Below are 20,692 nucleotides of genomic sequence, written 5' to 3'. Positions count from 1 at the left end.
CTGCCCTCAGGTGCCGACGAGGCCGCCCCAGACGGCGCGGGCGCCGGCGTCCCCGATCAGCACGAGCAGCACCATCGTCCCCGCCGACACGGCGACTGCGCTCACCGCCACCGCCGCATCGACGCCGAAGGCCGCGCGCGACAGCGAGGTGCGCACGCGGCGGCGTCCGAATCCGAACCAGAGCCACTGCACCAGGGCCACCGCGAACAGGCCGATCGCCCACGGCAGCAGCATCCGGCCGAGTTCTTCGTGCCGGGCGACCGCAGGCGACCGGCCCACCAGGGTCTCGAGGGACTCGCCGGCGCTGACCGTGATCGGCACCAGCACGAGGACGATGAGCGCGGCCAGGGGGGTCACGACGCCCAGCCGGCGCCGTGCGGCCGGCCAGAACGTGCCCAGCAGGCAGCGCCAGGACGGTCAGCGGGGTCAGGATCACCACCGCATGCACGATCAGCGGGTGGAGCGGCAGTCCGGCGATCTGCAGCGGGTCGGCGAGCGGGCTCGGGTCCATACTCGGAACAACGAGACGGTGCATCCTCCGGTTCACCTGAACCCGACGACGCCGCGTCTCGTTCTCCCGTCAGAGGAGGTGCCGCATGCCGCCCGACGAGCAGGACGCGAGCCAGCGCCTGTCGGCGCTCTACGACGCGCACGCGCGCCCGGTCTGGCGGTACGTCGTCTCTCTCACGGGGGACCGGGCGGGGGCGGAGGACGTGGTGCAGGAGACGCTCGCGGGCCTGGCGCACGCCCCGGATCCTCGCGCAGGACCCCTCGACGGCGCGGGCCTGGATGATCACCGTCGCACGACACCTCGTCATCGACGAGGCACGCAGTGCACGTCGCCGGCACGAGAACGTCGTCGCCGATCCGCCGGAGCGGGCCGAGACCGACGCCACGGACCGCCTCTTCGAGGCGATCCTGATCGAAGAGGCGCTGCGCACGCTCAGCGACGAGCATCGTGCGGTGATCGTGACGGCGTACTTCCGCGGCCGCAGCGTCGCCCAGGCGGCGGCCGAGCTGGACATCCCGGAAGGCACGGTCAAATCGCGACTGCATTACGGGCTGCGGGCGCTGCGGCTCGCGCTGCAGGAGAGGGGAGTGACCCGATGAACCCGGAGGAGCACGCGGATTTCGCCGAGTGGGACGCGGCGTACGTGATCGGCGCGCTCTCGACGACGGACCGCCGGGCGTTCGAGGCGCACCTGGAGTCGTGCGCGCTGTGCCGCCGCGCGGTCGCCGAGCTGTCGTCGACGGTCGGGATGCTGTCGCGCCTGTCGGCCGACGACGCACAGGCCGTCCTCGCACCCGGCAAATTCACCGATGATGCGCTCGGGGAGGAGGCGGCGGTCCGGGCCGGACTCGCCTCGATGGCGCAGGCACGGACGCGGCGCCGGCGCCGCAGCTGGTGGATCGCGGCAGGCCGCGGCCGTGGTGCTGGTGGTGGGCGGGATCGCCGTGCCGGTCACGATCGCCTCGATGACCGCGCCGACCGCGGCGTTCGCGCTCGAAGAGGTCGGACGGGTGCCGCTCCAGGCGACGGTCCGCCTCACCGACGTCTCGTGGGGGACCCGGATCGACATGGACTGCCGCTATCCGGACGGGTACGCCGGGAACGTCCCCGTCGGCGGATGGACCTACGCGCTGGCCGTGGTCGACGCCGCCGGAGACGCCACGACCGTGTCGACGTGGCGGGCCGAGCCGGGCACGCGGGCCCGGGTCAGCGCGGGCACTGCGACGGCGGTCTCCGGCATCCGCGCGATCGAGATCCGCTCGGCGGCCGGCGCCGTGCTCATGCGGCGCGATCTTCCCGCCCGTTCCGGCTGAACGAATCCACGGCGGATCTCGTGTCATCGGTGACGAAGGGACCGCCATGCATCACAAGACCGCCGTGGGATCCACGGCACTGCTGCTCCTGCTCGTGCTGACCGGCTGCGCGGGAGGCGGATCGGGAGGCGGATCCGGGCCCTACGACGACGGCGCCCCCAGCGCGAAGACCACGTCGAGCGCGGCGCACACCGGCGACGCCCTCGCGACCGGCGACACGTCGCTGGGCGCGATCGTCGTGGACGGCGCGGGCATGACCGTGTACATGTTCGACAGCGACACGAAGGGGACGACCAAGAGCGCCTGCACCGGCACGTGCCTGACCAACTGGCCGCTGGTGACCACGACCTCGGCCACGCCGGCGGTCGAAGGGGTGACCGGCACGGTCGGGACGATCTCGGCACCCGGAGGGAAGCGTCAGGTGACGCTGGACGGCTGGCCGCTGTACACGTTCGCCGGCGACCACGCGCCCGGGGATGTCGCCGGTCAGGGGGTCGGCGGAATCTGGTGGGCACTCACCCCCGGCGGCACGCCGATCGGACGATGACGCCGGCTACGGGACGGCGGTGCCGGCGCCGGACTCGGGCACCTCGCCCTCGGAGACGGCCGTGACCGACCCGCGGTCCACCGTGACCGTCAGCCGCGTCGCAGCCGGGGCCTGACTCGCGTCGCGCACGATCGTCCCGTCGCCGAGGTGCGCGATGGCGTAGCCGCGGGCCAGGGTGGCGCCGGGTGAGAGCGCACGCAGCGACGCGCGCAGCTCGGCCAGACGCCGGGCCCCGGCATCCACCCGTCGGTCGACCAGATCGCGCCCGCGGGTGCCGAGCATCCAGACGTCCTGGGTGCGGGACTGAAGCAGGGACTCGGGATCGCGCAGCACGGGACGGCTCGCGGCTGCCTCGAGCTTGCGCGATGTCGTGCGTGATGCGCGTGGTCAGCCGGGTGGTCAGCCGCGAGCGCAGCTGCGCCACCAGCGCCCGCTGCTCGCCGACATCCGGCACGACCCGCTTCGCGGCGTCGGTGGGCGTGGAGGCGCGCAGATCGGCGACCTCGTCCAGCAGCGGGTGGTCGTTCTCGTGCCCGATCGCGCTGACGACGGGGGTGGATGCCGCGGCCACCGCCCGCAAGCCGCTCATCGCTGAACCCGAGCAGCGTCTGCGGGTCGCCGCCTCCGCGGGCGATGACGATCACGTCCACCTCGGGGTCGGCATCCAGCGCCTGCAGCGCCTGCAGCGTCTCGGGCACGCACCGCTCGCCCTGGACCGCGACGTGCACCGTCCGGAAGCGCACCTGCGGCCAGCGCAGCTCGGCGTTGCGGTGCACGTCCTTCTCGGCGTCGCTGCGTTCGCCGGTGATCAGGCCGATGCGATGCGGCAGGAACGGGATCGGCCGCTTGCGCGCCGGATCGAACAGCCCCTCGGCGCGCAGCTGCGCACGCAGCCGCTCGAGGCGCTCCAGCTGATCGCCGAGCCCGGCGTGCCGCATCTGCGACACCGTGAAGGCGAAATCGCCGCCGCGGGCGTAGTAGTCGGCCTTGACCGCGGCCACCACCCGATCGCCGACCTTCAGCTCGTCGGTCAGGCGCGCCCGCACGCTGGACCAGAGCCGGAACGAGAGGGTCGCGTCCGCGCCGGTGTCCTTCAGCCGGCCGTAGACCGATCCGTTGCGCAGGTTCCACGAGGTGATCTCGCCCTCGATCCACACCGAGCCCCATCGCTCCACGAAGCCGTGGATCGTCTCGTTCAGGCGCGACACCGAGGTCGGTGCGTCGCGGGTCGAGTCGCGCGGGTGCACCGAATCGGGCGGGGGCGCCTGCCCGGCGACCGGCTCGGGGCGGAACGTGGTCATGCAGGTCCTTCCGTCGCGTCGGGTCGCGGGTCGGCATCGGGGGCGGCTCTCAGCGGTACGACCGTAGACTCGGTGGGGTGAGCACCCCTGCCGTTTCCCTGCCCGTGCCGCGGATCCCCGCGCCGCGGGCCGCCGCGCGGCGCGAACCGCTCCAGGATATCCCGGTGGACGGACACAAGCGGGTGCTGCTGGCCGCGCCGCGGGGGTACTGCGCGGGGGTGGACCGGGCCGTGGTGGCCGTCGAGAAGGCGCTCGAGCAGTACGGCGCCCCGGTGTACGTGCGCAAGCAGATCGTGCACAACCGACACGTCGTGACCGAACTGGAACAGGCCGGCGCGGTCTTCGTCGACGAGGTCGACGACGTGCCCGAGGGGGCGCACATCGTCTTCAGCGCGCACGGGATCGCACCGGCGGTGCGGGATGCCGCGGCCGCGCGCGGACTGCGGGCCATCGATGCGACCTGCCCGCTGGTGACCAAGGTGCATCGTGAAGCCGTGCGGTTCGCCCGCGACGACTACGAGATCCTCCTGATCGGTCACGCCGGCCATGAAGAGGTCGAGGGCACCGCCGGCGAGGCCCCCGACCGGATCACCGTCGTGAACTCCCCGGACGAGGCCGACACCGTGCAGGTGCGCGACCCGTCCCGCCTGGTCTGGCTCTCGCAGACGACGCTGTCGGTGGACGAGACGATGGAGACGGTGAACCGCCTGCGTGCGCGGTTCCCCGAGCTGCACGATCCGCCCACCGACGACATCTGCTACGCGACGCAGAACCGGCAGACGGCCATCAAGGAGGTCGCACGCGACGCCGACCTGGTGATCGTCGTCGGCTCGGTGAACTCGTCCAACAGCGTGCGGCTGGTCGAGGTCGCCCGCCAGGCCGGCGCCGCCGCCGCGCATCGGGTCGACTACGCCGACGAGATCCGGCAGGAGTGGCTGACCGGCGTGGGCACGATCGGCGTCACCAGCGGAGCATCCGTCCCCGAGGTGCTGGTGCGCGAGGTGCTCGACGACCTCGCCGCGGCCGGATACCGGGATGTCGCGCAGGTGAGCACCGCCGAGGAGGACATCGTGTTCGCGCTGCCTCGCCAGGTGAGGGATGCCGCGCCCGAGGCGCATCGGGGAGGCCGACGATGACGACACCCGATCCGCGTCCGCGTCCGCAGTACGGCGAGTACGCGAGCCCCGAGGAGCAGCGCGCCCACATCGCGCACCCGACCGAGCACGCTCACGCCCAGCCGTCGCCGGATGCGGTCGCTCCGGCCACCCGCCCGGCCACGCGCCCGGCCGCCTCGGCGGCCGCACCGGCACGGCCGGGTGCTGAGGGACGGGCGAGCTCGCACCCCGTCGACCGGATCGTCACGCTCGCCCTGCTCGGCTACGGCGTGATCAACGTGATCCTGTCGGTGTTCTCGTTTCTCGACCTGGCCGCCGTCGCCGACCAGACGTACAAGCTGATGGGCATCCCCGGCTCGTTCACCGACACCTCGGCGGCGCGGATCTGGGGGATCGTGGCGGCGGTCGTGCTGGTGCTCGGCTATCTGGTGACGGCGGCTCTCGCGCTGCGGCGGCTGCGACGCGGCCGGATCGCATGGTGGATACCCCTGGTGGGGGCGGCGATCACCTACATCCTGGTGTCGGTGTGCATGGCGGTGCCGCTGATGAGCGACCCCGCCTTCCTCGAGTACCTGCTCTCGTCGCGCTGACAGCGGGAGCAGACTGGACACATGCGCATCTCCCGAGTCCTCGCCGTGATCGCCGTCTCGCTGTGCCTGGGCGCGGCGGGAACGGCACTGACGTCCTGCGCCGCCGACCCCGGCCCCACGGTGGTGCTGAAGACCGCCGACACCGGCGCCGGGACGGTGGTGGTGGATGCCGATGGTCGCGCGGTCTACCTGTACGACGCGGATGAGAAGGGGACCGACACCAGGCTTGCACCGGGTCGTGCCAGGCGGCCTGGCCCGCGGTGACCACCACGTCGACCTCCCCGGAGGGGAAGGGCATCACCGGCCGGATCGGCGAGATCTCGGCCGGCGACGGGAACCATCAGGTGACCCTGGACGGATGGCCCCTGTACTACTTCGACGGCGACACCGTGCCGGGCACGATCAAGGGGCAGGGCATCGGCGGCGTGTGGTGGCTCCTCAGCCCCGACGGCCAGAAGGTCACCGACATCGGCCGGTGACCCTTCTCGGTTACGACCGGCTCTGGCCGTGCGATCCGAGCTGGCGGGTCGCCGCCACCACGCGCGCGGCCATCGCCGACTCGGCGACCTTGCCCCATGCACGCGGATCGTACTGCTTCTTGTTGCCGACCTCGCCGTCGACCTTCAGCACGCCCTCGTAGTTCTCGAGCATGTAGCCGGCGACCGAGCGGGTGAACGCGTACTGCGTGTCGGTGTCGATGTTCATCTTCACCACGCCGTTGGCGACGGCGGTCGCGATCTCCTCGTCACTGGACCCGCTGCCCCGTGGAAGACCAGCTCCAGCGGCTTGGGTCCGGTGCCGAACCGCTCGGCGATGCCGGACTGGATCTCGCCCAGCAGCTCGGCGCAAGCTTCACGTTGCCCGGCTTGTACACGCCGTGCACGTTGCCGAAGGTGAGCGCGGCGATCCAGCGGCCGGCGTCGCCGAGGCCGAGGGCCTCGACGGCCTTGGTGACGTCGCCGACCGTGGTGTACAGCGCGTCGTTGGTGCCCTCGTGCTTGACGCCGTCCTCCTCGCCGCCGACCACGCCGATCTCGACCTCGAGGATGGCGTTGATGTTCTTCAGCCGGGGGAGCAGGTCGCGGGCGATCTCGATGTTCTCATCGAGGGGACGGCCGAGCCGTCCCACATGTGGGACTGGAAGATCGGGTTGCGTCCGGCCCTCACCTCCTCCTCGGAGGCGGCGATCAGCGGCAGGACGAAGTCCTCGAGCGCGGGCTTCGGGCAGTGGTCGGTGTGCAGCGCCACCGTGATCGGGTAGTTCTTGGCGACCTCGGTCGCGAAGCGCGCGAAGGCGAGCGCCCCGGTCGCGCGTGCCTTCACGGACTGCCCGGCGAAATAGTCGGCGCCGCCGGTGGTCACCTGGATGATGCCGTCCGATCCCGCCTCGGTCAGGCCCTGCAGGACCGCATTGATGGTCTGCGAGCTGGACACGTTGATCGCCGGGTAGGCGAATCCGCCGGCCTTCGCGCGATCGAGCATCTCGGCGTACTGTTCAGGCGTTGCGACGGGCATGGCGTGTGCTCCTTGGGATGGTCGGGACAGGGAACCGTCCTCAACTCTAGCGAAGCGCGGTCCGGCGCCTCCGCGGAGGTGGCGAGGCCGGCAGAGTCACCGGAGATGACACCGGGGAAAGAATCAGGTTTCCTTCTGGGGGTGGCGGCGGGAACCGGGACGAATCCTCGCCGTCCGGCGATATCGTGACGGCATGGTGAGTCTTACGGCGGACATGAACACCCCCTCGGCCACGAGCGGCGGGTCGGGCGCACCGCTGCGGCCGGACCGCAATATGGCGCTCGAACTGGTGCGCGCCACCGAGGCCGCCTCGATCCGTGCCGTCCCGTTCATCGGACGAGGCAAGAAGGAGGCCGCCGACGGCGCCGCCGTGGACGCGATGCGCGCCTTCCTGACCACCGTGAGCTTCGACGGCACCATCGTCATCGGCGAGGGTGAGAAGGACAACGCCCCGATGCTGTTCAACGGCGAGCGGGTGGGCAACGGCACCGGGCCGCAGTGCGATGTGGCCGTCGATCCCATCGACGGCACCTCGCTCACGGCAGCAGGGCGCAACAACGCGCTGTCGGTGATCGCGGTCTCAGACCACGGCACCATGCTGGACGCGTCCAGCGTGTTCTACATGGACAAGCTGGTGACCGGCCCGGCCGGCGTGGGCGTCGTCGACATCCGCCTGCCCATCGGCGAGAACATCCGGCGACTGGCGAAGGCCCTCGACAAGCCGATCGACGAACTGGTGGTCTCGGTGCTCGCACCGGCCCCGGCACGAGAAGCTCATCGACGAGATCCGCGAGGCGGGCGCCGGCACCCGGCTGATGAGCGACGGCGACGTCGCCGGGGGCATCAACGCGGCCCGCCACGGCGCGCGCACCGACATGTGCGTGGGCGTCGGCGGCAAGCCCGGAGGGAATCGTCACGGCGTGCGCGATCAAGGCGCTCGGAGGCCACATCCAGGGGCGTCTGTGGCCGCGCGACGACGATGAGAAGCAGCGCGGGATCGATGCCGGGCTGAAGCTCGACGGGCATGTCTACGAGGCCGACGACCTCGTGCACGGCAGCAACACCATCTTCGTGGCCACCGGGGTCACCAACGGCGAGCTCGTCGCCGGCGTGCGACGAGAGGGCGGCTTCGTCTACACCGAGAGCGTCGTGCTGCGCGGGGCCTCCGGCACGCTGCGGCGGATCTCGTCGGAGCACCTCGTCTCCAAGTGGCTGTGAGCGGTCCCGCCGGCCGCGTGTGACTGCTGTTACTCCTGTTGCCAATGTGACGATCGGGTTGCACGAGGCGCGAAATGCGTCTGTTTCCCAGACATGCGTGGCAGAATCGTGCCGGCTGTGAACGGGACCCGTGATCCGGGTCGGAATCCTCGGCCGCGGAGGAGACGGACATGTCAGGACACGTCGGCGACACCCAGCCGCGCACGGGCGCTCACGCCGTGGTCGCAGACGCGTTGGCCCGCACCGGCTCGCATCCCAAGGAAGAAGTCGATCCGGCGCGTCGCCCGGATGTGCTGTTCCGCGTGCGGCACGAAGAGGGTGAGCAGGTCTCGGCCTGGTGGATGATCGGCGCGTTCGTCGCGGTCTCGGCCGGTGTGATCGCCCTGCTCAGCTTCATTCCGGGCGGCCAGTAGCCTCCAGGCGAGACCGGATCTCGCCCACATCCGCCGACAACGGTGCGTCATCGGCGGTCTCAAGCAGTTCGGGGGCGGTCAGGCGTCGGGTGGTGGCCTCGATGACGGCGGGCTCGGCCAGGGCGTCCAGCTTGGTCTGGTCGATCCCCGGGAAGCGGCGCGCGGTGACCAGGACGCGTGACTCGAGAGAACCGACGAAGCGGTTGTAGCTGTCGACGGTCCGTTCGATCGCGCGGCGCAGGTCGTCGGCGTGCGAGGCCAGTGCCGACAGCCGCCCGTACAGCTCGTTGCCGAGGTCGAACAGGCGGCGTGCCTCCTGCGAGACATCCTGCTGCGTCCAGGTGAGGGCGACGGTCTTCAGCACCGCCCAGAGGTTCACGGGTGAGGCCAGAGCCACGCGCTTGCCGAATGCGTAGTCCAGGAGTGAGGGATCGGCTTCGAGGGCGGCGGCGAGGAGAGACTCGCTCGGGATGAAGCAGATCACGAACTCGGGGCTGGAGTCCAGACCCGCCCAGTAGGCCTTCTTGGCCAGGGCGTCCACGTGGGAGCGCACGGCCTTCACATGCTTGTCGATGAGGCTGCGACGGCGCGCGAGCTCGTCGCCCTGGGCGGTCAGCGGGATCGCGCTGGCGTCCAGATACGCGTCCAGCGGCACCTTGGCATCCACTGCCAGCGACTTCTCGCCGGGAAGGCGGATGACCATGTCGGGACGGCCGGCCCCGGCATCCGACGAGATCGAGGTCTGCGTCTCGAAATCGACGTACCGGGTGAGCCCGGCCGCCTCCACGACACGGCGCAGCTGCGTCTCACCCCAGACGCCGCGGGTGCTGCCCGATCGCAGAGCGCCCGCGAGCGACTCGGTGGTCGCCCGCAGCGACTCCTCGGTCTCGTTCGTGCGGCGCAAGCTTGCTCGGCGAGCGAGCCGTACTGCTGGTGCCGGTCGTGCTCCAGATCCTCCACCTTGCGCTGCATGGTGGTCAGAGCATCCTGCACCGGCGCCAGCGCCCGCAGCACCGCCTGTTCGCGGCGCTCGCGCTCCTCGCGCGCGGCGTGATCGGCCCGCGTCTGGCCGGCCAGCTCCTGGTACAGCCGGCGCTGCCTGCTCGACCTGATCGCGCAGGCCGGCGGCGGCCGCCTCGGCAGTGGCGGCGCGGGCGGCCAGGGTGGACCCGTCGGCGGCGGCCCGGGCGCCGCGCAGCGCCCAGCCCACGATCAGGCCCAGGGCGAGACATCCGATCGCCAGCAGCAGAGGCAGTGCATCCATGTGGCCATCATGGCTGCCACCGCCGACATCGCCGCGGCGGCGCGCGTCAGGCGACGGCGAAGACCGGTTCGGGATGCTGTGCGAGCGGGCCGATCGTCTGCACACGGACCGCGTGCATCCCGGCGAGGTCGTCGATGTCGGCGGCACCGGCGCGCCGGGCGGCCTCGATCACGATGTGCGCGCAGGCGACCGCATCCGCGGTGGCGTCGTGGTGCGGGAAGTCGGCGAAGCCCGCCTCGGCGGCCACCAGCGGCAGCCGATAGGACGGCAGGTCGAACGCCTTGCGCGCCAGCTGCAGACTGCACAGGTAGCGGTACGGCGGGACGGGGTCGCCGGTGGCCTCGCACGCGCGACGGATCACCGTCATGTCGAAGCCGGCATTGTGCGCCACCAGCACGTCGGCGCCGGCGAAGGCGGCGATGTCGCCCAGCTGCTCGCTCCAGCCCTTGGCGTCGGCCACGTCGTGGGGCCGGATGCCGTGGATGCCGATGTTCACCTCGAAGAACCGATCGTGACCGGCCGGCGGGCGGATGAGCCAGCCGGCGCGGGCGACGATCCGGCCGCCGCGCACCCGGGCGAGCCCGACCGCGCAGGCGGAGGCACTGCTGGAATTCGCGGTCTCGAAGTCGATCGCGGTGAAATCCAGGGGCACGGCTCCACTCTCGCCCGGGTGCGGCCGCCCGGCGGCGAGGCGCGCCGTCGCAACAGCAGGCTGAAACCGTCGATCTCGGCCGAATGGGTGCGTCGGCAGCGGATTCCGCCTGCTGTTGCCACATCATAGGCTTCAGGCATGGCCACACGTGAAGAGATGTCCCGCTCGTTCGGGGCGGCCGCGGACGCCTACGACACGGGTCGCCCGGAGTATCCCGCCGAGGCGGTGGAGTGGCTGCTGGAGCCCGTCCGCGCCGACGCCCGCCGCCCGCGCGTCGCCGATGTCGGAGCGGGCACCGGCAAGCTCACCCGGCCGCTCGTGGAGGCCGACGCCGAGGTGGTCGCGATCGACCCGGATGCCGAGATGCTGGAGCGACTGCGGCAGTCGGTGCCGGGGGTGCCCACGTTCGTCGGCACCGGCGAGGCGCTCCCGCTGCCGGATGCCGGTCTGGACGCGGTCGTGTTCGGCCAGGCGTGGCACTGGGTCGATCCGACCGCGGCCAGCACCGAGGCCGGCCGGGTCCTGCGTCCCGGCGGCGTGCTGGGCCTGATCTGGAACGTCCGTGACGAGAGCACTGCATGGGTGGCCGAGATGAGTGCGATCATGCACGGCAGCGCCGCCGAGGCGATGCTCGCCGCCGGTGGGCCGACCATCGCGTCGCCGCTGGGGGAGGCGGAGGAGAGGACGTGGTCCTGGAAGCGCCCGATGACCCGGGCGACGCTCGGCGACATGGTCCACTCGCGCAGCTACATCATCACCGCCGCGTCGGGCGAACGCGAGCGCATCGATCGCGAGCTGGAGGCGCTGTTCGACCGGATCGGCGCCGTCGACGGCGCCGTGATCGACCTGCCGTACCAGACGAAGGCGTTCCGTTCGCGGCGTCCCTGACGCACCCACCGGGGTCGCGTCCGCGCTCGGACGGCGGCCGGGCCGCGGCATCCCGCCCCGGTAGAGTGGATGCCCGTGGCCCTCACCATCGGAATCGTCGGACTGCCCAATGTCGGCAAGTCCACCCTGTTCAACGCCCTGACCAAGAATCAGGTGCTGGCGGCGAACTATCCGTTCGCCACGATCGAGCCGAACATCGGGGTGGTCAGCCTGCCCGACCGGCGCCTGAACCAGCTCGCCGAGGTGTTCGGCAGTGAGCGGATCGTGTCGGCGACCGTGTCGTTCGTCGACATCGCCGGCATCGTCCGCGGCGCGAGCGAGGGAGAGGGGCTGGGCAACCAGTTCCTCGCGAACATCCGCGAGGCCGACGCGATCGCCCAGGTGGTGCGCGGTTTCGCCGACGCCGACGTGGTGCACGTCGAGGGCGATGTGAACCCGCAGGGCGACCTGGAGACCATCAACGCCGAGCTCATGCTCGCCGACCTGCAGACGCTGGAGAAGGCCCTGCCGCGGTACGAGAAGGAGGTCAAGGGCCGCCGACTCGACAAGGCAGTGCTCGACGCCGCGCTGGCCGCCAAAGACGCCCTCGAGCGCGGCGTGCTGCTGTCGGCATCCGGTGTGGACCTCGAGCCGATCCGCGAACTGGGGCTGCTGACCGCGAAGCCGTTCATCTTCGTGTTCAACGTGGACGAGGCCGTCCTGACGGATGCTGCGCGCCTGGCCGAGCTGGAGGCGCTGGTCGCCCCGGCGCATGCCGTGTTCCTGGACGCGAAGATCGAGTCCGAGCTGATCGACCTCGACCCGGAGGACGCCGCGGAGCTGCTCGCCTCGACCGGGCAGACGGAGTCAGGCCTGGACCAGCTGGCGCGGATCGGCTTCGACACGCTGGGCTTGCAGACCTATCTCACCGCGGGGCCGAAGGAGGCGCGCGCCTGGACGATCGGCAAGGGCTGGAAGGCACCGCAGGCGGCCGGCGTCATCCACACCGACTTCGAGAAGGGCTTCATCAAGGCCGAGGTCATCTCGTTCGACGACCTGATCGAGCTCGGCTCGGTCGTGGAGGCCCGCGCGCACGGCAAGGCGCGGCTGGAGGGCAAGGACTACGTCATGCAGGACGGCGACGTGGTGGAGTTCCGGTTTAACGTCTAGCGTTAATGACGCTCTTCGTTATACACTAACCGTGTGATCAGATCGTTCGGGAGCAAAGAGACCGAGCGCATCTGGCATGAACGGTACGTCAAGGGTGTTGACCGGCTGGTGCAGCGAGCGACGTTGCGCAAGCTTGAGTTGATTCACGCGGCCAAGGATGTTGAGGACCTTCGGATCCCGCCGGGCAATCGGTTGGAGCGGTTGGTCGGTGACCGGCGCGGGCAGCACAGCATCCGGGTGAACTCGCAATGGCGTATCTGTTTCGTCTGGAGAGATGGAGGAGCGGAAGATGTCGAACTCGTCGATTATCACTGAGGCTGACCTGATCGAGCCCATCCACCCGGGGGAGATCCTGATGGAGGACTTCATCGAGGGCTTCGGGATCACGCAGAACAAGCTGGCCGTGTCGATTGGAGTGCCGCCGCGGCGCATCAATGAGATCGTGCATGGTAAGCGCGGCATCACCGCGGATACCGCGATCCGCCTGGCACGCTACTTCGGCACCTCGGAGGAGTTCTGGATGAACCTGCAGACGAGTTACGAGCTGCGGATTGAACGTCGGGCGCTGAGTGACAAGGTCACCGCGATCACGCCGCTGAAGGCCGCGTGAGCAGCGGGCCAGAGCGTCGAGTCGTCCGGAAGGTCGTCGGCTACGTCGTGCATGAGGGGCGGCTGCTTGTGTTCACGCACGACGATGTGTCTCTCGACGTGACCGGTGTTCAGGTGCCTGCCGGCACGATCGAGCCGGATGAGTCTCCTGAGGCCGCCGTCGTGCGCGAGGTCTTCGAGGAGACGGGGTGCGCCGTTCGAGTTGTCAGCGCACTGGGTATCGAGCGCTACGACGTGTGGCCCTCCAAATCGGAAGTGCACGAGCGGCATTTCTTCCAACTGGCGCTGGTGGACCTGGATGATCCACCTGAGCGGTGGGGTGCTGGTGAGGAAGCCCCGTCGGATGGTGGTGTTGCGCAAGCCGTGGACGTGCTACTGGGTTCCTCTCGATCAGGGCCACGTGCTGTGTGCCGGGTTTGGTGCGCGGCTCGGGGAGATCGTCCCGGAAGTTCGGTGAGACCGCTAACGGTGACGTAACCCGGTGGAGTTCCGCTTCAACGTGTGACCTGCCCCGGTCGTTGAGCGAGCGAAGCGAGACGAAACGCGACGACGCGGGGCGCAAGCATTCGCCTGACAGCGTCAATCGCCGCGTGGGCGACGTGCTCGCAAGGCCGATCCCGGCGGCCCGTGTCGAGGCACTGGCGTTGGTCTGCAAACATGGCGTGATGTCTACCGTCAAGCTCTCCAGTGCCATCGCCGCTCTCGGGCTGGCCGCTCTCGTGCTCGCTGGGTGCACCGCCGCCACGACACCGCACGCGGCTGACGCGTCCAATGCACCTGCTCCCACGGCTGTCACCAAGCCGGTTACCGAGACTACGCCGACGCCGCAATCGACCGACTCGGAAACCTGCTCCAGCATGTCGGAGGTCTACAGCTACCGCGGGGGCCTGTATTGGGAGCGGCAGGGGACTCTCCGAGATCTCGGCGCACGCGAGTTCGCGCGGGGCAAGGTGACAGTCGATGAGGACGGCACTCCCTTGACCTATACCGTTGAGCCTGGCGACGTCGAGGCCGTGATCGGTGAACGGCTCTGCGCGTACCCAGCCCTCGGCTCGATGAACCACGTACGCGTGATTTATCCGGGGCAGGTGCTCTGGCTCACCCCCGACCCCGACACTCCCTGGGTGCCGTACTACAGCCCTGATGACGCGCCTGCTGGGTTCCAGCAGATTCCGTATCAGCAAGCCATCGAGTCCGCGGGCAGAGCGGTGGACACCGGTGACGTGGACGCCGTGCGCGCGATTTGGAACGACACGCTCAAGGGCATGTTCGTGAACCGGGAGACCATCGACGCCGTCCAGAAGGTGGTCGATTCCGGCGACCTCGAGGCGCTTCGCCAGCTCTTCTCCTGATCGACGTGTGAAGCCGCTCCATCCCTCGGCATCAATGATGCAGAAGCGGTTGCCCTCCGGATCAGTTTGATTTCGGCTGGGAGGATCGCTGGTTAGGCGATCGTGCTCGGGACCATCCATCTACCAACGAGTATGAGTACAAGTGGCTACTTGTGGTAGCGTGCAAGCCAGCAGCTAGGAGGTTCACAATGGGTGCTGAAGCGGCAGCTGACCTCGATCTGGCCTTGCGCGCGCTGGCAGATGGCAACCGGCGCGCGATCCTGCGGGTGATCCGTTCCGCTCGGCAGCCGGTGGGGACGATCGCGGATGCCGTCGGGCTCTCGCAGCAGACGACTTCGCACCATCTCGGGGTGCTCCGCAAGGCGGGGCTCGCGGTCAGCACCCGCAAGGGCACTCGTCATCTGTTCGCAGTCGACACCAATGGGCTGGCAGCGGTGCGCTCGTACTTGGATGACTTCTGGCCAGGAAAGCTGGCCGAACTCAAGACCGTCATCGAGTCGAGGCAGGCGAATTCTCATGGCTGAGTTCCGAGACTCCATCGACATTGCGGCTCCGCCGGAAACGGTGTTCGAGTACCTGACCACCAACGACGGAATAACCGCCTGGATGGGCCAGTACGCCGATCTCGACCCGACGCCCGGCGGCGCATTCGCCGTCGACATAGCCGGCCATCCCGTGCGGGGCAAGTACCTGCATGTCGAGCCCCCGAGCCGCGTGGTGATCAGTTGGGGCTTCGCAGGAAGCGAGGAACTGCCGGCGGGCGCATCGACGGTTGAGTTCCGCCTCACGCCGATCGGTGGCGGCACCAGAGTCGATCTGCGCCATAGCGATCTGCCGAGCACCGAGGTGCGCGGTCATGCCGACGGGTGGGCGAACTTCCTGCCCCGTCTCGCCATCGTCGGAGCCGGCGGAGAGGCCGGGCAGGACGACTGGCAGCCGCCCCCAACCGTCGAGGACGCGAAGATCACCGAGAGTGTGCTGATCTTCGATCGACTCTCCTACGGCCCGCCCGAGCAGGCCTGAACCGGGGGCAGGTCGTGACTCCCGAGCAGACCGTCCTCGTCGAACGCGTCCGTGGCCTCATCGCTGAGGAACCAGTGGTGCGGGAGGTCTCTATGTTCGGCGGCAGATCGCTGATGGTGAGCGAGAAGATGATCGTCAGCGTTCGGAAGGACGGTGGCCTTCTCGTGCGGGTCGACGCTGGCCGGCACGACGAGCTTCTGGGCGAACCGGGGGCCGTGCAGGCCCAGATGGGACCGGGTCGCGATATGGGACCGGGATGGATCGAAGTCGCGGCCGACGCGGTCAGCGACGACGAACAGTTGTCGTTCTGGATCGGGATCGCGATGGACTGCAACCGGGCCATGACCGGCTGGACCGGCATGAGCACGCCTTAGGGCAGCTGCGCGAGCGCAGACGGCAGCGGGCTACTCCATCGTGATGACGATCTTGCCGGCGGTCCGACCCGTCTCGCCGAGGCGATGCGCGTCGGCGATGCGGGCGAGGGGGAACGTCTCGGCGATCGTGGCCTGCAGCCGTCCGTGGGCGGCGAGCTCGGCGATCGCGCCCAGGTCGGCGCGGGAGGAATCGACCAGCATCCGGATCGCCCGCACGCCGAGCCGCTCCGCCTCGCGGTAGAAGTCGTCGGCGCCCCGGGGCACGATGGAGACGACGACACCGCCGGGGCGGAGTGTGTGCAGGGAGCGGAGCGAGGTGTCGCCGCCGAGGGGATCGAGGACGACATCCACGTCTTCGGCCGCCTCGACGAAGTCCTGGCTGCGGTAGTCGATCGGCTGGTCGACGCCGAGGCTGCGCAGGAAGTCGTGCTTGGGCTCGCTGGCGGTGCCGATCACGTATGCGCCGCGCGCCTTGGCGATCTGGACGGCGACGTGCCCCACGCCGCCGGCGGCCGCGTGCACGAGCACCCGCTGTCCGGCCCGCAGGTCGGCGTACTCGACGAGCGCCTGCCAGGCGGTGAGCGAGACGAGGGGAAGGGCGGCCGCCTGGAGGCGGTCGAGCTCGGCGGGCTTCTTCGTGAAGACCCGCGCGGGCGCGGCTACATACTCGGCGTGCGAGCCGTGGCCGAAGGGGTACGACAGCATCCCCATCACCTCGTCGCCGGGCTGGAAGCGCGCGACGCCGATGCCGACGGCCTCCACCACACCCGCGACATCCCAGCCGAGGATGAAGGGCGGATCGCCGAGGAATCCGCCGTTGGCGCGGTGCTTCCAATCGGTGGGGTTCAGTCCCGCGGCGCGCACCCGCACGAGGATCTCGTTGATCCGCGGCTCGGGGCGCGGGACCGAGGCGAGTTCGAGGACCTCGGGTCCGCCGAGGGAGTGCTGGATGGCGGCCTGCATCGTGGGACTCATGCTCATGCTCTTCACGATGCCCCGTCCCGCCCCCGACGGCAAGCCGGCCGCTACCGCCCCTGGCGCTTCTTGTACGGCTTCGGCTGTCCCTTCACGACCGGTGCGCGGCCCTTGCCCTTGGCGGCCTTCGCCTTGCCGCCGGCCGGTGCGGCGGGTTTCGCGGGCGCGGCGGGTGCGGACGCGATCCGGTGGCTCGCCTCTTCGAGCAGAAGGATGCCGGCAGGCGTGAGCGTCCAGCCCGCCTTCGCGCGGGTGAAGAGGGGATGCCCGATCTCGTCCTCGAGCTTCTCGATCGACGAGTACAGCGCGGGCAGCGGGACGTCGAGCGCGGCGGCGGCGCGCGGAACGTGGTTGCCCGCATCCACGACGGCGACGAACCGTCGGAGCAGCGTGATGTCCACGGCGCACCTCCTCCTCGAGCATCGCACATGGGCGGGCCGCCCCAGGGTCCGGTTTCGGATTGCGCGCGAGTTCCGGTTCACTGGTAGCAGCGAGGACGTCGACGGAGAGGACGAACACATGCCGCAGACCGAGGGCTTCGAGCCCGATGGCCGCGCGATCCCTTACCTGAACGAGGGGAACGGCCCCGCCGTGGTGCTGATCCCGGATCGCGGCTTGCAACATCGCCTATCTCGGCACGCTCGCGCACATGCTCACCGAGGCCGACCACCGCGTGGTGCGGATCGGGTCGCGACGGCCGACATCCGAGTCCGGCGCCGTGTCGATGCACGATCTCGCACAGGACGTCATCGACGTGATGGACCACCTCGGCCTCGATCATGCCTGGGTCGGCGGACACGCGTTCGGCGGGTCCGTGGCGCGCACCGTCGCTCTGGATCACACCGACCGCGTCAACGGGGTGCTCCTGCTCGGCGTGGAGACGGGGGATGCCGCTGCCGCCGACGCATCGGAGGGTCTGCATCACGCGCGTGACGCCGAAGTCGAGCCGCTGCAGCGGGCCGCGCAGGCGGCGACGCCGCCCGCCGAGTGGACCTCGCTGCCGCCGGGCGTTCCGGTGCTGGTCATCCAGGGCAGCGACGACCGGATCACACCGGCCGCGAACGGCCAGGCACTCCTGGACTCGGCCCCCGACCGGGTGAGCGTGGTGGGCGTCGAGGGCGGCGGGCATCTGTTCCCCGACACCCACGCCGGCCCGACCGCATGGGCGATCGAGGACTACCTGGACTGGGACTGAGCGGATCCGGGCCGCGGGTAGCGGCCGTAGACGGTGGCCGCACCCTCGCCGAAGGGCGCGGGCTCGCCCGCCGCGGCGAACGTTGCGGCGATCTGCGCCATCTCGTCGACCCAGCGCCAGCCCTTGGAAGCCGCGCTCGCGCGGGCGCGGTCCAGACGCCCCTCCAGATCGGGCTCGACCGCCGCCACTCGGCATGCAGCTCCTCGGCGACCCCGTAGGCCTGGGCGGTCCGGTCGGCCGACAGCACGAGGGCGGCGCTGATCTTGCTCCACGATGCATACGCCATCTTCAGCGCGGACGCGCTGTAGTCGCCGGCGGCCAGGACCACCGGCTCGAGCGTGCTGGCGACGAACAGCTCGGCGGCCTGCGCCGCAGCCGCACCCGACACGAACAGGCGGGTGGTCCCGGCATCCGTCGGCGGCGGACCGACGATGCTCCCGTCGACGTGCGTCGCACCACCGGATCGCATGACCTCGGCCACCTCGGCCGAACGCTGCGGGCTCGTCGCGTTCGCATCCAGGTACAGCCCGGTGAATCCGGCGACGCCCCGCGCCGTCGATACGGCGGCCGCAGGCGGCACGAGCGATATCACCGCGTCGGCATCCGCACAGCTCGCCCACGGCTCGCAGACCCGCCGACTCTGCGCGGGCGCGGGTCGCAGGGCTTCGACCCTCTGCCAGCCACCCCACCTCGTGCCCCGCCTCGCGCAGGGCACTGCCGACGGCGGCGCCCATGGCGCCCGGGTGGAGGATCACGATGCGTGCCATGCCTCCATGATCCACCGATGCCCGCGAGGGTGCGCGCCCGCGGCGTAGTAGCCTCGCGCTGGAGGTGAGGCGATGGACGCGATGACGCGCGGCGAGTGGGTCGCATTCGTGCAGGCGGCCGGCCGAGGAGTCGTGGCCACGGTCGACGCGCAGGGCCACCCCGAGGCGGCACTGGTGGGTCTGGCCGTCACCGACGACGGCGAACTCGTCTTCGACTCGTTCGCCGATGCGCGCAAGATCGTGAACCTCCGCACGCAGCCCCGGGTCGCGATCGTGATCGGGCGGGAGGGAGAGGATGTCTGCGTCCAGGTCGAAGGCCGAGCGGACGTGCTGTCGGCATCCGAGCGGGACGAGTATGGGCGGGCCTACCTCGACCGGTTCCCCGGGTCGCGCGTGCTGGACGATCAGCTCGCGGTGGTGCGGGTGGTCCCCGCGTGGCTGCGTCGGTACGACGCGCGGCAGGAGCCGTCGCTGGTGACGGAGCAGTCCGGCTTCCCGGCGGCTTGACCGCGGCATCCACCGTGTCGGCGCCTCGTGGCAGGATGGCGACATGCCGGAGTCGCCCGAGGTCCAGGCGCTCGCCGAGACGCTCGACGGGCGCCTGAGCGGATGCCGCATCCAGGCCGTGGACCTCGTCGAATTCCGTGCGATGAAGACGCGCGACCGACCCCTGTCAGACCTCGTGGGCACCGGCATCCGCGGCGTGGGGCGGATCGGCAAGTACGTCGACATCGCGCTCGACACCGGTCACGCGGTCGTCTCGCTGGGCCGACACGGGTGGATGCGCTGGACGGAGGCCGGCGGCGGGGCCGACGATGACACGCAGGCGCCGGCGCTCGTGGTGCTCACCATCGACGACGGCACTCTCGCCCTGACCGACGCCGGCTCCTGGGTCTCACTGGGCGTGTGGCTGGTGGACGCGCCCGACGCGGTGCCGGCGATCGCCAAGCTCGGGCCGGATCCGCTCGACCCCACGTTCTCGCGCGACCGCGTCGATCATGCGGTCGCGGGCCGTCGCAAGCAGCTGAAGGCGATCCTGCAGGAGCAGGAGTCGTTCGCCGGCATCGGCAACGCCTATTCGGACGAGATCCTGCACCGGGCCCGCCTGTCGCCGGTCGTGCACGGCTCGGACCTGGATGACGCCGAACTCGAGCGCCTGTACGAGGCCATGCGCGACGTGCTGCGGGATGCCGCATCCGCTCGCCGCGGCATCCCGATCGACCGGCTGAAACAGGCCAAGATCGACGCGATGGAGGTGCATGGACGCGCGGGCAGCCGTGCCCGGTGTGCGGCGGGACGATCCGCGACTTCACGTTCGGCGGAGCGAGTGCGCAGTACTGTCCGGACTGCCAGACCGGGGGCGGGAGTCTGACGTGAGTGTGCGGATCGGGGCACCTCGGCACGGCGAGGCGGCCGAGATCTCGGCGCTGGCACTCAGATCGAAGGCCCACTGGGGATACGATGAGGCGTTCCTGGAGGCATGTCGGGACGAGTTGACGTACACCGAAGACGATTGCAGGTCGGGCGACGTGATCGTTGCCCGTGGCGATACCGAACTGATCGGATTCGCGGTCGTCCGCGGCCTGGGGCAAGAGGGCGAACTGAGTGCGCTGTTCGTCGACCCGCCCCGGATCGGGACGGGCGTCGGCGGGGCGCTGTTGATGTGCGCGATCGAGCTCGCCCGAGGGCGCGGCATGACGCGGCTCGTGATCGACGCGGATCCCGGGGCCGAGCCGTTCTACCGGCACGCTGGGGCACGACGGATCGGCCGGGTGCCCAGCGGGTCGATACCGGGGCGGTTCCTTCCGCAGCTGGAGCTTCGACTGGATTCGTGACCGGCGCGCCCGTGCGGGTGCACCCGTAGACTCGACCGACCATGGACCACATCACACTGCGCACGGCCGTCGCGGACGACGCGCCC

Annotated in this window: 26 protein-coding genes and 6 pseudogenes; 24 read left to right on the top strand and 8 right to left on the bottom strand. The window is 70.3% G+C overall.

All coding sequences use genetic code 11. The annotated features are described in order from the left end of the window. Window positions 1-6: 6 nt before the first annotated feature. Entirely contained in the window at window positions 7-357 is a 351-nt protein-coding gene (locus L2X98_RS02130) for a hypothetical protein (protein ID WP_259612177.1), read from the bottom strand. Between the two features lie 239 nt (window positions 358-596). On the opposite strand from L2X98_RS02130, the pseudogene L2X98_RS02125 reads away from it, so the two are divergent. From L2X98_RS02125 to L2X98_RS02115, 4 genes and pseudogenes are all read left to right on the top strand, one after another. Next, a pseudogene (locus tag L2X98_RS02125) lies at window positions 597-1,110 on the top strand (sigma-70 family RNA polymerase sigma factor). Next, window positions 1,107-1,217 (top strand): annotated as a pseudogene (locus L2X98_RS19785) (zf-HC2 domain-containing protein); the annotation flags it as partial. The pseudogenes L2X98_RS02125 and L2X98_RS19785, both read left to right, overlap by 4 nt. Window positions 1,218-1,428: 211 nt before the next feature. Continuing rightward, window positions 1,429-1,824: a hypothetical protein gene (locus tag L2X98_RS02120; RefSeq protein ID WP_259612176.1), complete on the top strand. Its 396-nt coding sequence runs from the start codon at window positions 1,429-1,431 to the stop codon at window positions 1,822-1,824. Window positions 1,825-1,870: 46 nt separating this feature from the next. Continuing rightward, entirely contained in the window at window positions 1,871-2,371 is a 501-nt protein-coding gene (locus L2X98_RS02115) for a COG4315 family predicted lipoprotein (RefSeq protein ID WP_259612175.1), read from the top strand. A 6-nt stretch (window positions 2,372-2,377) separates the two neighbouring features. Here L2X98_RS02115 and xseA read toward each other — a convergent pair. Next, window positions 2,378-3,672 (bottom strand): annotated as a pseudogene (gene xseA / locus L2X98_RS19780) (exodeoxyribonuclease VII large subunit). A 113-nt stretch (window positions 3,673-3,785) separates the two neighbouring features. On the opposite strand from xseA, the gene L2X98_RS02100 reads away from it, so the two are divergent. The 4 genes from L2X98_RS02100 to L2X98_RS02085 are packed head-to-tail and all read left to right on the top strand — an operon-like array spanning window position 3,786 to window position 5,856. Next, complete coding sequence (locus tag L2X98_RS02100; RefSeq protein WP_435526267.1) at window positions 3,786-4,808, top strand: 4-hydroxy-3-methylbut-2-enyl diphosphate reductase; 1,023 nt, start codon at window positions 3,786-3,788, stop codon at window positions 4,806-4,808. After that, on the top strand, window positions 4,805-5,377 hold the full coding sequence (locus L2X98_RS02095) for a DUF6264 family protein (protein WP_259612174.1): 573 nt from the start codon (window positions 4,805-4,807) through the stop codon (window positions 5,375-5,377). The genes L2X98_RS02100 and L2X98_RS02095 overlap by 4 nt, the downstream gene beginning before the upstream one ends. 21 nt (window positions 5,378-5,398) lie before the next feature. Further along, on the top strand, window positions 5,399-5,641 hold the full coding sequence (locus L2X98_RS02090; protein WP_259612173.1) for a hypothetical protein: 243 nt from the start codon (window positions 5,399-5,401) through the stop codon (window positions 5,639-5,641). Then, a complete protein-coding gene (locus tag L2X98_RS02085) occupies window positions 5,638-5,856 on the top strand; it encodes a COG4315 family predicted lipoprotein (RefSeq protein ID WP_259612172.1) in 219 nt (72 codons plus the stop codon). Before L2X98_RS02090 ends, L2X98_RS02085 begins: the two co-directional genes overlap by 4 nt. 10 nt (window positions 5,857-5,866) lie before the next feature. On the opposite strand, the pseudogene fbaA reads toward L2X98_RS02085, so the two are convergent. After that, window positions 5,867-6,892: pseudogene (fbaA, locus tag L2X98_RS02080) on the bottom strand (class II fructose-bisphosphate aldolase). A gap of 193 nt (window positions 6,893-7,085) precedes the next feature. Here fbaA and glpX point away from each other — a divergent pair. Both glpX and L2X98_RS02070 read left to right on the top strand, forming a co-directional pair. Beyond that, window positions 7,086-8,110: pseudogene (gene glpX, locus L2X98_RS02075) on the top strand (class II fructose-bisphosphatase). A gap of 170 nt (window positions 8,111-8,280) precedes the next feature. Further along, window positions 8,281-8,523 (top strand): UDP-N-acetylmuramyl pentapeptide phosphotransferase, encoded by a 243-nt coding sequence (locus L2X98_RS02070; RefSeq protein ID WP_259612171.1) that lies wholly within the window; start codon window positions 8,281-8,283, stop codon window positions 8,521-8,523. On the opposite strand, the gene L2X98_RS02065 is transcribed toward L2X98_RS02070, so the two are convergent. Together L2X98_RS02065 and L2X98_RS02060 are read right to left on the bottom strand one after the other, a co-directional pair. Beyond that, on the bottom strand, window positions 8,504-9,787 hold the full coding sequence (locus L2X98_RS02065) for a DNA recombination protein RmuC (RefSeq protein WP_354002888.1): 1,284 nt from the start codon (window positions 9,785-9,787) through the stop codon (window positions 8,504-8,506). The genes L2X98_RS02070 and L2X98_RS02065 overlap by 20 nt on opposite strands. Before the next feature lie 46 nt (window positions 9,788-9,833). Then, window positions 9,834-10,439, bottom strand: coding sequence for an exonuclease domain-containing protein (locus L2X98_RS02060; RefSeq protein ID WP_259612170.1), 606 nt, complete (start codon window positions 10,437-10,439; stop codon window positions 9,834-9,836). Window positions 10,440-10,577: 138 nt separating this feature from the next. Here L2X98_RS02060 and L2X98_RS02055 point away from each other — a divergent pair, with 138 nt between their 5' ends. The 9 genes from L2X98_RS02055 to L2X98_RS02020 all read left to right on the top strand — a co-directional run bounded on the left by L2X98_RS02055 (window position 10,578) and on the right by L2X98_RS02020 (window position 15,834). Next, window positions 10,578-11,327: a class I SAM-dependent methyltransferase gene (locus L2X98_RS02055; protein WP_259612169.1), complete on the top strand. Its 750-nt coding sequence runs from the start codon at window positions 10,578-10,580 to the stop codon at window positions 11,325-11,327. Between the two features lie 75 nt (window positions 11,328-11,402). Further along, window positions 11,403-12,476: a redox-regulated ATPase YchF gene (gene ychF / locus L2X98_RS02050; protein WP_259612168.1), complete on the top strand. Its 1,074-nt coding sequence runs from the start codon at window positions 11,403-11,405 to the stop codon at window positions 12,474-12,476. Between the two features lie 33 nt (window positions 12,477-12,509). Then, complete coding sequence (locus L2X98_RS02045; protein ID WP_084595474.1) at window positions 12,510-12,791, top strand: type II toxin-antitoxin system RelE/ParE family toxin; 282 nt, start codon at window positions 12,510-12,512, stop codon at window positions 12,789-12,791. Continuing rightward, the gene (locus L2X98_RS02040; RefSeq protein ID WP_033106187.1) at window positions 12,766-13,086 is read left to right on the top strand and encodes a HigA family addiction module antitoxin; all 321 of its coding nucleotides are present in this window, start codon (window positions 12,766-12,768) and stop codon (window positions 13,084-13,086) included. Before L2X98_RS02045 ends, L2X98_RS02040 begins: the two co-directional genes overlap by 26 nt. Continuing rightward, window positions 13,083-13,562 (top strand): NUDIX domain-containing protein, encoded by a 480-nt coding sequence (locus L2X98_RS19775; protein WP_354002887.1) that lies wholly within the window; start codon window positions 13,083-13,085, stop codon window positions 13,560-13,562. Before L2X98_RS02040 ends, L2X98_RS19775 begins: the two co-directional genes overlap by 4 nt. 41 nt (window positions 13,563-13,603) lie before the next feature. Then, on the top strand, window positions 13,604-14,437 hold the full coding sequence (locus L2X98_RS02035; RefSeq protein WP_259612167.1) for a hypothetical protein: 834 nt from the start codon (window positions 13,604-13,606) through the stop codon (window positions 14,435-14,437). A 188-nt stretch (window positions 14,438-14,625) separates the two neighbouring features. Continuing rightward, on the top strand, window positions 14,626-14,961 hold the full coding sequence (locus tag L2X98_RS02030) for an ArsR/SmtB family transcription factor (protein WP_259612166.1): 336 nt from the start codon (window positions 14,626-14,628) through the stop codon (window positions 14,959-14,961). Then, a complete protein-coding gene (locus L2X98_RS02025) occupies window positions 14,954-15,460 on the top strand; it encodes an SRPBCC family protein (protein ID WP_259612165.1) in 507 nt (168 codons plus the stop codon). The genes L2X98_RS02030 and L2X98_RS02025 overlap by 8 nt, the downstream gene beginning before the upstream one ends. Before the next feature lie 14 nt (window positions 15,461-15,474). Beyond that, on the top strand, window positions 15,475-15,834 hold the full coding sequence (locus tag L2X98_RS02020; RefSeq protein ID WP_259612164.1) for a TfoX/Sxy family protein: 360 nt from the start codon (window positions 15,475-15,477) through the stop codon (window positions 15,832-15,834). Window positions 15,835-15,864: 30 nt separating this feature from the next. Here the strand turns inward: L2X98_RS02020 and L2X98_RS02015 are convergent, their stop codons facing one another. Beyond that, the gene (locus L2X98_RS02015) at window positions 15,865-16,815 is read right to left on the bottom strand and encodes an NADP-dependent oxidoreductase (protein ID WP_259612163.1); all 951 of its coding nucleotides are present in this window, start codon (window positions 16,813-16,815) and stop codon (window positions 15,865-15,867) included. 44 nt (window positions 16,816-16,859) lie between these two features. Further along, entirely contained in the window at window positions 16,860-17,210 is a 351-nt protein-coding gene (locus tag L2X98_RS02010; protein WP_259612162.1) for a LysR family transcriptional regulator, read from the bottom strand. Between the two features lie 248 nt (window positions 17,211-17,458). Here L2X98_RS02010 and L2X98_RS02005 point away from each other — a divergent pair, with 248 nt between their 5' ends. Further along, window positions 17,459-18,004 (top strand): alpha/beta fold hydrolase, encoded by a 546-nt coding sequence (locus L2X98_RS02005; RefSeq protein WP_259612161.1) that lies wholly within the window; start codon window positions 17,459-17,461, stop codon window positions 18,002-18,004. Here the strand turns inward: L2X98_RS02005 and L2X98_RS02000 are convergent. After that, a complete protein-coding gene (locus tag L2X98_RS02000; protein ID WP_259612160.1) occupies window positions 17,986-18,192 on the bottom strand; it encodes a DUF1932 domain-containing protein in 207 nt (68 codons plus the stop codon). The two genes, L2X98_RS02005 and L2X98_RS02000, sit on opposite strands and share 19 nt — an antisense overlap. Window positions 18,193-18,843: 651 nt before the next feature. Between L2X98_RS02000 and L2X98_RS01995 the strand changes: the two genes are divergently transcribed. From L2X98_RS01995 to L2X98_RS01980, 4 genes and pseudogenes are all read left to right on the top strand, one after another. Further along, window positions 18,844-19,278, top strand: coding sequence for a pyridoxamine 5'-phosphate oxidase family protein (locus tag L2X98_RS01995; RefSeq protein ID WP_259612159.1), 435 nt, complete (start codon window positions 18,844-18,846; stop codon window positions 19,276-19,278). Window positions 19,279-19,321: 43 nt separating this feature from the next. Further along, a pseudogene (locus tag L2X98_RS01990) lies at window positions 19,322-19,909 on the top strand (DNA-formamidopyrimidine glycosylase family protein); the annotation flags it as partial. A 146-nt stretch (window positions 19,910-20,055) separates the two neighbouring features. Beyond that, window positions 20,056-20,148 (top strand): zinc finger domain-containing protein, encoded by a 93-nt coding sequence (locus tag L2X98_RS01985; protein ID WP_259612158.1) that lies wholly within the window; start codon window positions 20,056-20,058, stop codon window positions 20,146-20,148. Next, a complete protein-coding gene (locus L2X98_RS01980) occupies window positions 20,145-20,606 on the top strand; it encodes a GNAT family N-acetyltransferase (RefSeq protein WP_259612157.1) in 462 nt (153 codons plus the stop codon). The genes L2X98_RS01985 and L2X98_RS01980 overlap by 4 nt, the downstream gene beginning before the upstream one ends. Window positions 20,607-20,692: the final 86 nt, after the last annotated feature.

The sequence above is a fragment of the Microbacterium elymi genome (assembly GCF_021582895.2).
In the GTDB taxonomy this organism is placed as follows: Bacteria; Actinomycetota; Actinomycetes; order Actinomycetales; family Microbacteriaceae; genus Microbacterium; species Microbacterium humicola.
This window is presented reverse-complemented; position numbering and strand designations above follow the sequence as displayed.